The sequence below is a fragment of the Fusibacter tunisiensis genome, from assembly GCF_016908355.1.
Taxonomy (GTDB): Bacteria; Bacillota; Clostridia; order Peptostreptococcales; family Acidaminobacteraceae; genus Fusibacter_D; species Fusibacter_D tunisiensis.
In genome coordinates this window covers 1-12713 of the sequence record NZ_JAFBDT010000037.1, presented here as the reverse complement: position 1 = coordinate 12713, position 12713 = coordinate 1, and the positions used below count along the sequence as shown (strand labels likewise).

The 12713-nt window shown below is 36.7% G+C and carries 18 protein-coding genes; all 18 read right to left on the bottom strand.

Annotated elements, in window-relative coordinates:
• Window positions 1-140: 140 nt before the first annotated feature.
• The 18 genes from JOC49_RS12370 to JOC49_RS12285 all read right to left on the bottom strand — a co-directional run bounded on the left by JOC49_RS12370 (window position 141) and on the right by JOC49_RS12285 (window position 12616).
• Window positions 141-662, bottom strand: coding sequence for a hypothetical protein (locus tag JOC49_RS12370; RefSeq protein WP_204665347.1), 522 nt, complete (start codon window positions 660-662; stop codon window positions 141-143).
• On the bottom strand, window positions 659-1051 hold the full coding sequence (locus JOC49_RS12365; protein WP_204665346.1) for a DUF4320 family protein: 393 nt from the start codon (window positions 1049-1051) through the stop codon (window positions 659-661). The genes JOC49_RS12370 and JOC49_RS12365 overlap by 4 nt, the downstream gene beginning before the upstream one ends.
• 11 nt (window positions 1052-1062) lie before the next feature.
• Window positions 1063-1935, bottom strand: coding sequence for a secretion protein F (locus JOC49_RS12360; protein ID WP_204665345.1), 873 nt, complete (start codon window positions 1933-1935; stop codon window positions 1063-1065).
• Between the two features lie 14 nt (window positions 1936-1949).
• On the bottom strand, window positions 1950-2879 hold the full coding sequence (locus JOC49_RS12355; RefSeq protein ID WP_204665344.1) for a type II secretion system F family protein: 930 nt from the start codon (window positions 2877-2879) through the stop codon (window positions 1950-1952).
• Window positions 2872-4215 carry a CpaF/VirB11 family protein gene (locus tag JOC49_RS12350; protein ID WP_204665343.1) on the bottom strand — a complete coding sequence of 448 codons (1344 nt, stop codon included), beginning with the start codon at window positions 4213-4215 and terminating at the stop codon, window positions 2872-2874. The genes JOC49_RS12355 and JOC49_RS12350 overlap by 8 nt, the downstream gene beginning before the upstream one ends.
• Window positions 4216-5037 carry an AAA family ATPase gene (locus JOC49_RS12345; RefSeq protein ID WP_204665342.1) on the bottom strand — a complete coding sequence of 274 codons (822 nt, stop codon included), beginning with the start codon at window positions 5035-5037 and terminating at the stop codon, window positions 4216-4218.
• Entirely contained in the window at window positions 5024-5872 is an 849-nt protein-coding gene (gene cpaB, locus JOC49_RS12340) for a Flp pilus assembly protein CpaB (RefSeq protein WP_204665341.1), read from the bottom strand. The genes JOC49_RS12345 and cpaB overlap by 14 nt, the downstream gene beginning before the upstream one ends.
• A 28-nt stretch (window positions 5873-5900) precedes the next feature.
• On the bottom strand, window positions 5901-6314 hold the full coding sequence (locus tag JOC49_RS12335; RefSeq protein WP_204665340.1) for a prepilin peptidase: 414 nt from the start codon (window positions 6312-6314) through the stop codon (window positions 5901-5903).
• Window positions 6315-6317: 3 nt separating this feature from the next.
• A complete protein-coding gene (locus tag JOC49_RS12330; protein WP_204665339.1) occupies window positions 6318-6641 on the bottom strand; it encodes a hypothetical protein in 324 nt (107 codons plus the stop codon).
• Between the two features lie 11 nt (window positions 6642-6652).
• The gene (locus tag JOC49_RS12325) at window positions 6653-6862 is read right to left on the bottom strand and encodes a mercury transporter (protein ID WP_204665338.1); all 210 of its coding nucleotides are present in this window, start codon (window positions 6860-6862) and stop codon (window positions 6653-6655) included.
• A 15-nt stretch (window positions 6863-6877) separates the two neighbouring features.
• Window positions 6878-7717: a conjugal transfer protein TrbL family protein gene (locus JOC49_RS12320; RefSeq protein WP_204665337.1), complete on the bottom strand. Its 840-nt coding sequence runs from the start codon at window positions 7715-7717 to the stop codon at window positions 6878-6880.
• A gap of 79 nt (window positions 7718-7796) precedes the next feature.
• A complete protein-coding gene (locus tag JOC49_RS12315) occupies window positions 7797-8036 on the bottom strand; it encodes a DUF6133 family protein (RefSeq protein WP_204665336.1) in 240 nt (79 codons plus the stop codon).
• Between the two features lie 57 nt (window positions 8037-8093).
• On the bottom strand, window positions 8094-8441 hold the full coding sequence (locus tag JOC49_RS12310) for an Mbov_0395 family pilin-like conjugal transfer protein (RefSeq protein WP_459251392.1): 348 nt from the start codon (window positions 8439-8441) through the stop codon (window positions 8094-8096).
• On the bottom strand, window positions 8431-10500 hold the full coding sequence (locus tag JOC49_RS12305) for a VirD4-like conjugal transfer protein, CD1115 family (RefSeq protein WP_204665335.1): 2070 nt from the start codon (window positions 10498-10500) through the stop codon (window positions 8431-8433). Before JOC49_RS12305 ends, JOC49_RS12310 begins: the two co-directional genes overlap by 11 nt.
• A 13-nt stretch (window positions 10501-10513) precedes the next feature.
• On the bottom strand, window positions 10514-10963 hold the full coding sequence (locus tag JOC49_RS12300; protein ID WP_204665334.1) for a hypothetical protein: 450 nt from the start codon (window positions 10961-10963) through the stop codon (window positions 10514-10516).
• Window positions 10964-10982: 19 nt separating this feature from the next.
• Window positions 10983-11939 (bottom strand): relaxase/mobilization nuclease domain-containing protein, encoded by a 957-nt coding sequence (locus JOC49_RS12295; RefSeq protein WP_204665333.1) that lies wholly within the window; start codon window positions 11937-11939, stop codon window positions 10983-10985.
• Window positions 11940-11944: 5 nt separating this feature from the next.
• Window positions 11945-12301, bottom strand: coding sequence for a hypothetical protein (locus tag JOC49_RS12290; RefSeq protein WP_204665332.1), 357 nt, complete (start codon window positions 12299-12301; stop codon window positions 11945-11947).
• A 6-nt stretch (window positions 12302-12307) separates the two neighbouring features.
• On the bottom strand, window positions 12308-12616 hold the full coding sequence (locus JOC49_RS12285; RefSeq protein WP_204665331.1) for a MobC family plasmid mobilization relaxosome protein: 309 nt from the start codon (window positions 12614-12616) through the stop codon (window positions 12308-12310).
• Between the last annotated feature and the right edge of the window lie 97 nt (window positions 12617-12713).

Genomic DNA, 12713 nt, shown 5'->3' with positions numbered 1-12713 from the left:
CTTTCACCCATTGGGTGAAAGAATGGTTTTGGCTTAACGATTATAAATACTTGCTTAAAGGGTTATATGAGTAGATTGCACGTAGAATCTAGGTACATATTATCGTTGAAGATATTTCTTGTAAATGTATCGTTTATTTTTTAGAACTTTGGGCTATAACCAGCATTAACTTTAAGTCGAATCTCCATTGGCGGTAAGTGATCCCAGCCAAAGGATAAGGGTACAAGGAGTGTCACCCAGGCTTCTGCTTCAAATCGGTTGTTATTATCACTGGTTGCAAAAGGTGCATTATTTATCTGAATATCCAAATCGTATAGACTATATTCCAAATACCCACTCGAATAATTATTGCCACCAATCAATCCCAGTTTATCACTTAACTTCATGAGCACTGCACCTAAATCAACTCGTTCTTCCCATCTGTCCGTCTCATCTAGCTGATAACCACCAGAATAGCCTTCTCTTAAACCGTTGTATACTTCATCATAGTTTTCAGTCGCTACAGCTATAACGGATGATTGTAGGGCATCTCTAACACCACTTGCTATGATTTGTAGTCTTAAATATTCACTTGCAACGGTAAAGAGAAGGATCAGACATAAAATAATGACAATAGCAAAGATTGCTGCACTGCCCTGTTTATCTTTTATGATTCTTCTCATTTGTGATATACCTCCGATCTGCCTGTTGCTTTAGCTGTCAGTGTAATTGGAAAAGATCCAAATTCAAAAAAACCAATATCTACAGGCAAAGTTAGGACAAGGCTAAATTCTTCATTGAGACCAATATTTCCTGATCTAGACCAGTTCACTGTTGGATCAATGCCAAGACTTGCCCTAAGCTCATTTCTCTTAGCTGTGGTTTCCGAACCAATGCGCCCTTCAATTTCTGCCACTCTTGCAAGCTCATTAGCAAATGTGTTCAAGTCGCTCTTTACTACAAAAACAGGATAGACTTTAACTGCCATTGCAATGACCATCATGGCAACAAGGACAACTACCACGACATCGATATATCCCTCTCCCCGTTTTGACTTTAAAATTTCTATCATTCCACCACCTCCTAAAATAGTTTTCCAAGGGTTTCAATAATTTCAACAAACATAACCGATAGATACATCATTAAAAAGCAAAAGAGCATAGCAAAGGAATATTTCCTTATCTTTGCCGGCCTTTTCATGGCAATTGTCTTTAATCGTTGTAACTCTAGCTGTTTCAAATCATGGGATAGCATTTGAAAATACACAACGCCGTCATCCCCTCTAAGTACACCAATAAGCCCACGAATCGTTTCAGACAGTGATGAGCTATTGAGTCTTGCTTCCATTCTTGTAAGGGCTGATTCATAACTTCCTGATTTCATATCTGCCACAGTAATCTCTAGCTCATTTTTAAAGCTCTTGCCTGCATTTTGCTTGTAGCTTTCTAGGATATTCAGCACATTTCGATTGGCTTTTAACTCCTGGGACAAGGTTGAAACAAAACGTGGCAATTCAAACTCAATATCTTCCCTTCTTTTTCTGACCGCTTCATCAGCACTTCGGATTTCCTTAAAATAAACTGCAACTGCTAAAAACAATACAACTGGAAAAACTATGGGGAAAATAAATAAAGCAGGGATTATAAAAAGTAACATCATCCCTGCTTTAAGCCAAGCTCTTGCAACAAAGGTTTCTGGCGAGAGCTTTATATTTGCTGATTTTAAAGTCGCTGTAAGTTTTCTTCTACTGTAATCCGTAAGATGAACTATTTTGGATAACCTAATTGCCCATTCATTGACTAACACTTCTAGATTTTTTGATTTTTTTCTTTCCCTTTTATCTATAATATGAACCGCTTTAATGGCTCGTCCTGAAGGCAATTTTAATAGGTCCTTCAAGATCAGATACACACCTAAAGAAAAGGATATCGAAAATAAAATTAAAATTTGTACCATTCTATCACCCCTTTCTACCGTTTGTATTCTACTGGCTTAGATAGTTTAACAACTGCTGCCAAAGAAATAAAAACAACAACACCACAAACTGCCAGTACAAATTTACCAATGCCTGTGAACATCAAGGTATGGTACCAATCTTTGTTGAGCATATACATGAGTGGTATGTTACCGATTAATAATATGGCCATGGTCACAAATTCTTTAATGGGTTCATACAGAAGATAATCAAGTTCTGCGGACACCATCCGCATATCTGATAATTTAGATACTATAGGTGTCAGGGTACTTTTTAGATTTTTATCTTCCTGGCAATCAATGAGTGCATCTACCCACTCGTGAAATACAGAGCTTTCTATTTTAAGTTTTAAGCTCTCCAGTGCCATTTTTGTATTGGCATTTATGAGCTTTGTTTGTGTTAAAAAAGCATGAAACACATCCTGAACTGGCGGATTAATATAGTTGACGTTTTCTTCTATAGCAGTGATAATACTCTCACTTCTTAAATAAGATGTTGTAATGATTGATAAAGCTGTTTCCAGTTCACTGTTTAATCCCTTTTTCCATTTTGTCGCTGTAAACTGGACGTACCAAAAAGGAAGTAATGAAAACCCAATGGCTAGCACCGGTACAAGGAACATATTATTTAGTGTAATGGCAATGAAAAAGCCGATAGTCATTAATACTAGAGACAGGATGACGATCAGCATAAATAGATTCTCTTTATTGGTCATTTTTAGTACGTGTCTGGTTTCATCAATCAGCTTTTTCAATCCTTTTTTCTTTTTCTTACCACTTAATGCTTTAATTCTTTCGTTTAATGGTTGTTCCTTTTTAGCGCTCTTCTTTATAATGTCTGTTGCCATATCAAATGGTGAAAGTTCAAAGATAATAAACATTCCACTCATCATGGCAATAACTGCAATAAATAATAAGCTACTCATGGTCTCCACCTCCTTTAAACCTTTCTAATAGGCTACTTGGCATACCGTTTTCCAGAAGTCTTTTCTCTAGAGATGGTGATATGTCATTGACCTTTTCATATTCCCCAATGATCTTAAGTTTACCATCAACAAGAGCATTATCTGTTACATTGAATTTATACAGAGTCCTAATTTCTCTTGAACCATCTTCTTTGATCTGGCACTCTGTTATTTCCATGATATGCCTTGAGTTATCTTCTAGCTTCTTAGAAAAAGCAACAATAGGAAAGGCTTCAGTTACAAGATTATAAAGGGTTCTTTCATCCATATCGTAGCGTTGTTTACAAAGGGTTACCATTCGATAATAAGTAGCAATACAAGAACTAGCGTGAATGGTGGTTGTTACCCCATGGCCAGTTCTTGCTGATTCTTGGGCGAAAAATGCTTCTTCCGACTTCATCTCTGCAACACAGATATAATCGGGATTCACTGTAAGTCCTGTTTCTAAGAGTTTTACCATGGTAATATTCTGTTTTGGATCATCACTATGTCGAGTTACGGTGTGGATAACATTGTTGATAACTTGGCCTTTTTCATTTTTCTTAACCAGATTAAATTCTCTTGTTCCATTTTCGATGGTATAGAGCCTCTTATTATCTGGTAATGTTGAAAGAATCCAACTCATTAAAGTAGTCTTTCCACTGGACGTTGCGCCAGTTATACAAAGGCTTTCACCATATCTGTGTGCTAGTGATAGGAAATCTAGCATTTCTTCATTTGCTGTATTCTGTCTGATAAAATCCTCTTTGACCAGTTTCTTTGGATTAACGATACGAATAGATACTGCAACACCAACAGCAGGATCAATAACACCTTGTCCTAAAACTGTGATTCTAATACGCTCCGATAAATGGCCTACAACAATAGGCTGTGACTGGTCAAGAATCATACCACTTTTATGAAGCAGTCTTCTAATAACATCGATGGCATGGCTTGGTGAATTAAAGGTTTCTTTTATAGGCAAAATTTCGCCATTTGAATAAGTGACCTTAATATCATTCCATGCGTTAATATTTATTTCTTCAATGTCACTACGAAACAGATACTTGGTTAGAAATGAATACTCTGCCATTTCAGAATATAGGGTTTCTACCAGTTCATCTAAGCTCATTCCTTCAACTGCTAAAGAATAGTCCATCAGATACTTGGTAATGTAAGACTTCATCTGTTCTTTTTGATTTTCACTGTCATGGGATATTAAAATTGCATATTTCCCTGATATATATTCCTGTACTTCATGAAGGATATCAGAGAAGTCTCGGATATTCTTTGCTGATTCTAAAAATACACCACTCATCTACGCATCACTCCCTTTTTTGAGAAAAGGAATTTTAAGTTTCTTTTCCTTCTTCTTTTCTTTTTCCTCATGGTCGTCTTCACCAAAGAACAAATTATCCATAAGGCTTTGAAGTTGCTTATTGTAACCCTGGCTTTTTTTATCAGTTAGTGTTTCAAATAACCTCGCTTCAAGAACCTGTCGCTCAAGCTCCTCACTATAATCCAGCTCATTTTTAATGCCACCAAAACGATTACCAATAATATCTTTAGGCATTTCTGGTTTCACATTGGATAAGACCGTAATATGATTTGCCACATTGTATTTTCTCTCACCTAATAAGGGCAGCGAAGCATCATAGAAACTAATGGCTTTTAAATCTGGTGATATTAAACGAATGACTTGATCTGATAATTCTAGTGCACCTCTTGACAGCAAATCATGATGAAATTGACTGCTACAATCTACAATAATGTGATCCGCCAAATGCTTTAAAAGAATGAATAAATCAAGGACTCTCTCTTTCCCGTAATCAGCATATGTTCGAAGATTTTCTCCATGAAGATAGCTTAAAACACTCAGGTTTTTGGTATTAGGGACAGGGATGCACTTTTTTAGAATGCTCTCTTGAGAAATCTGAATCGAGGACAATAATGCTCCTAGTGACTGTTCCTTTGTCTCTGTAAAGGGAAGTACGGTATGAATAGCCGGTGCATAGGGGTCTGCCATAACCAATATGACACTTTTATTCTTCTTAGCCAGTTCGTTTGAAATTTTAATGCTCAAGGTAGTTTTTCCACTGTTAGGATTACCCCATATAGCAATAATCTTATTGTTCTTCACTTGCATTTACCTCCACTTCTTCCTCAACTTCTTGGCTACTTCCTTGTATTTCATCTTGATTTATAACATCCGTTTCATTCCTCTCAACTTGTTCTGGATTTTCTCTTTCAGTCAAAATCAGGTCTTGTTCGTTTAAGAACTTATCTGCATTTTCTTTTGAACCACGGTACACAAAGACTGCATGAATTTTACCCTTAGCTTCCATCTCAGCAAGAAGTTTTGCCTGCTTGTCATTTACCTTTAATGTCAATGTAGCTGGTAACTCCTTCTCTTTTTCTATGGCTTCTTGATCCATTTCATATTCATCTGTATCAAGACCTGTTCCGGCTGTTACTGCTAGTACTTCTACATATTGAAGCTCTAAAGGGCTTACTGTTTCTCTCATATCACCAAAATCAGAAGCCATGATTGTAACAATGTCCCCTTGCACCAACTTTCCAGACAAGCCAGCAGCAAAGCTTTTAATACTAACTGATATGGCTCTATCACTACCATCAAAGTCTGTCAAATACTCGTAATTTATAAGGGGGTTACTTGAAATCTTAGAGTTCAAAACATAGTCACCTGCATGAAGTTCTGTTAAAGCATACTTGCCGACGATATTTTCTTCCTGACGTAAAACTGTATCTGGCAAATTGTATCCACCAATTTCAACTGTTTCTATCATCTTTGATGTTATTAAATCACCCTTTTGAATGCTCTCTGTTACTCTTACAACCGATACTTTTTCAGAAATTGCCTGATTGAATAAAGGCGTCAATCCAAAGCAAATAATAAGAGATAGCACGATACTGGCTATCCCTAAAACGGTCCTGTATCTTAATAATTTTTTCATTGCTTGTAATCCTCCTGATCTTTTCTTGTTATTTGACTAGGAAATAGGCTATTAAACAGCCTGCTCCTAAATATGGGGCAAGGGCTATACTTTCATTCGCTTTTTTACTTCCAATGACGCTATAAGCAAAATGAATAAGAATCGCAAGCGTGAGCCCCAAAACACTTGCTACATATCCAGCTTGAAAGCCTAAATAAAAGCCACAAGCTCCCATGAGCTTAATATCACCACCACCTATGCTGTTTTCCTTAAGAAGTGCCATTATAAAGAATGGTAATGGTACAAAAATCAGACCTAATACAGCTGACATAGGTTCCATCTCGATCAATCCAATAAGGATAATTAGCACAGGTATATGGTCCGGTATTTTTCTTGTCTTAAGGTCAATGATGGCAGCATAAGTTAATAGCATGATGAAGGCTATCATCTGAAAATCTACCATGACCTACCTCCATTCATCTTGATATTTGTAAGGATAATATTTTTGTGACCTTGAAAATCGAATCATAAAACCGACTTGGTCAACAACTGAAATATTGGATCGGTCTTTTGTCAACATCATGACGCTTCCTGCTATTGCCACAAGAATAGTAACAATACTCACTACTGTATTCTTGAAAATCAGGTAATACATAATATCCAGTATGCCAACGACTATGGTCACTATAATGGTCTTAAATAACTCTTCCTTACCGAACCCATCAAAAATCTCAACCCTTGTTTTCAATCCTTGGGGAATATACAAGGGGTTCTTTTTTCTTTCTTCCATACGCACCTCCGTCACATGTAATAACTCATAACTAAATCTTTAATCTGCCATATGCTCTCTGCTAAGACATAAAAAATTACTGTGTTTTTCATTCTCTTTTTATAGCTGGAACTTTGGTCTTCATCAATTCCTATATGGATAAAGCAGTGAACGACTCTTAATACTGCTCCTACACGAATTAGAAGGATGAAGGCATCAGCCATTTCTTTTAATAGATCCACTGCCTCACCCTCCTTCTATTTTTTAAATACCGCTTTTCCCATTTGATAGATTCGGGCAGTTGAGTAAACTCGGTTCATCATGCCACCGCCACTGTTTCCGCTTGAAACAATCAAGAATTCTTGCAAGAACTTTGGTGTCCTTAAGGCTAATAAAAGCGCTGCTAGTCCCCAAAACACATGGGCATTTAGCATTAATGCAACGCCTAGTTTCGCCAGTACAATTTGCACCAGAACTGCTGTGGTACTTTGAAAGAACTTTTGTATATAGGTTCTAAACACGCCATTGTCTTGATCCATTAATCCCACACAAGCTAAAGGTAAACCTATTCTAAGAATTAGAATTTCAAGCCCTCTTGTGAGAAACTGGATATAGAGCATAAAGAAGCAGATAAAAAAGATGATGGATACAATACCTGTGAAAATCCCTGCGCTTGTAATACCGGTAATAATGGAACTAAAGTCTGTTGCCATATCATTTGAAATTGTGGTAATTAGCTCATTACTTAAGTCTTCAACAATTTCTGCTAACCAACCATATAAGGTTGGAAAACTAATGGCAATGGCAAGTGACTTGAAGAAACCAGTTAAAAGCATGATAGGTTCAATTTCTGCATCCCCTTCTGTCCATAAAATGTATCTCTCAAAGCCTTTCTTTAAAAATTTCAAGACAATAAGAGAAACACCAAAGGAAAAGAAAATATCAAATATACCACTGATGCCACTGGTGCCAAGAAGTGTATCCATGTAATCTTCTGCATGAAGGGCAATGGGAACAAGGCCATCTAAGAGTGTATTTACATATGCCAAACAGCCTGTTAATATGGCTCCAATTAATAGCATGATGACGTATTCCATTAATGTGCACCTCCTTCTCCCAAAAGTATTCAGGGGCTAAAAAGCCCCCTGTTACTTTGATTTGTTGATTTCCATACAATTAGCTCACGCCACCACTAAAATTGAACATGTCTTGAATACGTTGTCTCAAAGTCGGTAAAATCACATCACCGAAAAGAGCGTACAAACCCGCTAAAAGCAAAGCTCCAATGACAATCGAGATCAAAATTTTGACCGCCGAATCAACCATGCCTTCACCGCTATTTCCCGTAAGAATTGCTCTTCCTTTAACCATTACTTTTACCATTTCCATTTGTGCTTTGTTCAATAACTTTCTCATTTCATTACCTCCGTAAGTTTAAATTTTTTTTTATTTTTAATCGGGACTTGCCCATGATTAAACGTAGTAACCAATAATCAGATTAAGTGTTGCAGAAGCTAGAACTGCTCCTATAACTGAAACAATTACCGTAACAATGCGGTTGTTCCACTTTTTCTGATCGATTTCGTCTGCTGCACTTCTTCTAATGAAGAAATAAATAACCAGCAAAACACCAACAATAGGTGCTAAAACCATTAGCCATGTCGTTACATCTTGTATCAATTTTTCAGTGCCTTTGACAATTTGACTATCTTGAACTGTATCTGCCATCACGGGAACCGTTGACATCATCATGACGCCCAGTGTTCCAAAGAGTATTTTTATAAAACTTCTTGCTTTCTTTTTCAGTGGTTTAATTTTCACCCTGTTCACCGCCTTTCATATTTCGCATATAAACAAAATTCGATTTCTCTTCTTGGGTGTAATACTCCCAAATGTTCCATGTATCAATTGCATTAGAAGCTTTTCTTTGATTGCGTTTTCCTTCTCTTTTTTCACGCACCTTTCTGTTATGTTCTTTGTCTCCCAGTCCAAATAGGGTATTAAAAAACCACTCCGAAAGATCTGGCAATTGCATCATTGCCGGGTGATTTCTCGAAGTGATTAATGTATAAGGTCTATTGATTCGTCTGATCTCATCCACCGTTAATAAAGCTCGGTGAGTCAGATTTACGCTATGGGAACTTGATGGATTAGAATACTTACCATGAGATGAACTTAAAGAATAGGTGGACACGGTGTAATTCCCCAGCTTCTTTGATATTTCATCCAAAGTACCTAAATCATCTGCCTGAAGATAAAGCCATGTTTCACAGTTGGATTTAATAGTGCCAGCGACTTCTTTCCCATACTTCTCATCTAGTTGCATAAAGCTTTGAAGGAATAAATTAAACCTGATACCCCTTCCACCACCAACTGTCAGCTTATTTGCAAAATCGGGGATTTTAACAAAGTTACCGAACTCTTCAAGCATGAAGTTAACTCGTCTTTTTAATCGTCCACCTCTCTCATCTGCATTTTTAACCAGTTGCATATAGCATTGATTAACAAAGAGACTTGCTAAACTGTAATAGGTTGTCTTTTCATCAGGAAGAACGATGAATAGTACCTGCTTGTCCGATCCCATTTTCCTTAAGTCAAAATCACTGGCTTCCGACATAGAATGAATGAGTGGGTTCGTAAACAGCCTTAATGTTGTCAGCGCTGAAGTATAAAATGATCCTCTAGTTTTACTTGGCGCAACTTCACTAATGGCAAGTAAGGCTTTTGCTGGATGATGTGTCGGCATGTTTTTCATGTATTTGATGATAGGCATTGCCCCATCAACCACTTTGCACATCTCACTTATGAAGAAGTAAACATTGCTCATGTTCTGATATCTTCTATCTTTACCATTGCGATTGTCATAAACGACTGCCATAATAGCACTGGCAATAATACTGGCTTCACCGTTGGTCCATATTTTTTCATTATGACTATTTTCCGGTACAAGGGCAGCTGTTAAATCCCATGTGGCATCGACTGCTTTAGGAATATCATTTTCATCAATGGCATCGATGACTGGTTGTAAGAAGTTATACCGGTCACTCTTTAGAGGGTTTTTAAAGTCAATGCAAATCACTTCATAACCAAGAGCTTCAAAATAGGGATAAGTGTAAGTGAAGATTTCACCTTTTGGGTCACTTATAACTAAACTTTCAGCTGAAAGTCCCAGTAGTCCCACCGATTGAAGCACCACAGACCTTGTTTTTCCTGATCGTGTTGCACCAATGCAGAGACTATGGGTATCCTCATCAATGTAAAATATCTTTTCTGTATCTCCCTCTTTATGAAAACCAACAACAATACCGCCTTGGTTTAGCTTGGGTAACGAATATTCCTGCGTATCGGTTTCTGGCAAGTCTTTTTCATTTGGCTTTTCATGACTTCTTTCTGGTAACCTTTGAAGGGTTTCTCCTTTGGATAAGCTTTTTTCTTTTGAACTGTTTTCTTCTTCTTCATCCTGCTTGGTCCTTTCCATTAATATTTTTAAATCATTTCCTCTAAGCTTTATAGATTTAAAGCCTTTGTTCTTTTCTTCTTCTGTGAGCCATCTTGCTGATCCGAATTGCATTTGTCCTGCTCTAACCGGCGTTGCTATATCTGGTGTAATTGCTTCTAAATCTGATTGATAGGGTTTCATATTGGCTAGATAGAAATAAATAGAGCACAGAAGGATAAAGCCTTGTAAATAAAGAAATAGCGACAAATGTTGACCACTTGCCGCCATACTTTCAAAACATGATTTTATTGGAATAAAGGTAAGCACCTTCATTTTTCCTGACAATAAAAAATGTAGGTTGGTGGAAAAATAAATATTTATCCATAAACCTACAAGGAATATCAGTCCTGATATCATCAGCTTCAGTTGTTTATACTTCATCTTTTAGATCACCTCACAGTTCTATACCATCATCAGCAACCATTTCAAGATCTTCAAGTTTCTCTCGTCGTAGAATCTCAGGCACAATCAATTCTATTTTTTCAAGAATAGACCCAATGGCTTTTTCATCTTTATAATTCAAGTTGCCAATAAGCCCCACATAATTTACTAGGCTAGAATGGATTAATTTTAAATCTGTTTCCCCAAACATTCTATTGGCATTAATAAGCCCTGCTCGTTTAGCAAAATCTTCTTTTGCAGCTTCAAGACTTGTAAAATAATGCCCTAATGTAACAGAGCTACCATCATAGGTATATGACCATGTCACAAATTCAAAACCTTCCTGCATTTTACCCATAGCTAGAACATGTCCATCATATTCTAAAATTTTTCGATAGCCCTCTCTTAATCTATCTGCCGGTAATGGTTTTAATCGATTGTAAAGCTCAATTAATTTTGTCATTTAATTGTCCACCTTTCTTTTACATACTGTTTTCACTTTCTTTGTCCCAGTTAAGCCCTTTGCCCTTCTTTGATTCTTCGATTTTTTCTTTGAGTGCTTCTCCTTCCAGTATTGATAATGGATAGTTTTTTCCGGTATCTAATGGATTATCAATTTTAACAAGTTGAACTGCTGATAAAAGCATTTCCATTTTATTTCGAGAAAGCTTAGCATCCATCCTCTGGCTATTTAATTCAAAAGCTTTTAATAGTGCTTCTTTCGTAAAATGCTCTGGCGGATACAGTTTTCTGTTTCTGCATTTTTTGCCCTCCCCATTTGTAAAAGTAATATACTTTCTAGTATCACTCCAATCCACTTGATAGCCTAATGCATTCATATTAGCTATAAACTCTTCTTTGCTTCTGGCAATCCATTTCACTTTTTTCACTGCTAAGAAGAGTTCATACTTCCAACTATGACCTTTTTCTTTAGAACGGTATTCACCTCGATTCACATGACTGCCTGATTTGCCTTGGGTAATAATCAATCCGTATTTTTTACAGATTTCATCAGAATAATCTTTCATCATTTGAAGCTGCTCTGCACTTTGTTTCCATTTCATACCGGTTTTCTTATTGACGGTGTTTACGACAAAATGGGTGTGAAGATGATCTCTATCTGTATGGACCGCATAAGCAACTTGAAAACCTTTAAAGGTTTCCATTTGAACCAGCTCATCAGCAATCTTTTTCACAATTTCAGGTGTCACTTTATCATAGGGTGCAAAGCTCTGAGTGAAATGGATGTATTGTCTCCCTTTAAATTTACTGTATTCCGACTTCGTCATGAAAAACTCATTATAAGCCGTATTTACCTCACAATTGTGACCACCTTTAAGATTTTCATCTGTTTTCGCAGGATTGATAATATATTTTAAAACTCTGTTAAGTGCTGATAGGGTATTGTTTTTCCCGTTAATAAATTCAATAACAGCCATAAGGTCTACATCACATCTAGCTCAGGATCTAGTTCATTGGCTAAATTCTTTAAGTCTTCAAGCTTCTTCTGACTAAATTCAGATTTAACGCCTACAGCCTCATATAGATTGGATAGTGCTTTAATCATCTTTTCAGGATTCTCTTCAAAAATTCTTGATTGCCTGATGTCTTGAGATATTAAAAAATCTTCTCCTTCAGCATATTGTCCCTTAATTACAACATCCACTGCATAAGAACCTTCAGTAATGCCTATGGCGGTATACTTTACATCTGTCGGTAATTGATTAAAATAATCAGCAGCTTCCTTAAGATCATCCATCCATTTACAACCATGTCCAAACCGATAAATATGATATTGCATTTGTCATCACCTCTTCCCTTTCACTAATTTACATAACTCATCCCATAAACCGGAGAATGCTTCTCTAGTTTTCGTTAGATTAACTTCCTTGATTTTTCCTTGATGGGCTAATACGGTCAACTGGTTTAAGTTGTTACCTATTTTAGATAATTGATGGTTCATCTCTTTAATGTCACCAAAAAAAATAATCTCCTTGTCCAGTGCGGATAGGGAGACGTATCTGCTTATGCTAAGATTTGCTTTTTTCGCTTTACCTACAATCTTTTGATATTCTTTTTCTGTAACTCTTAAGTTGATCCGCCTTGATTTATTCATAGCATCACCTTGTATAATGAACTCGTAGTCAAGTTACGGTCATTATCCTTTCTTATACGATATAATTAACATAGTGTTGTGGATTGGTTTCATCACC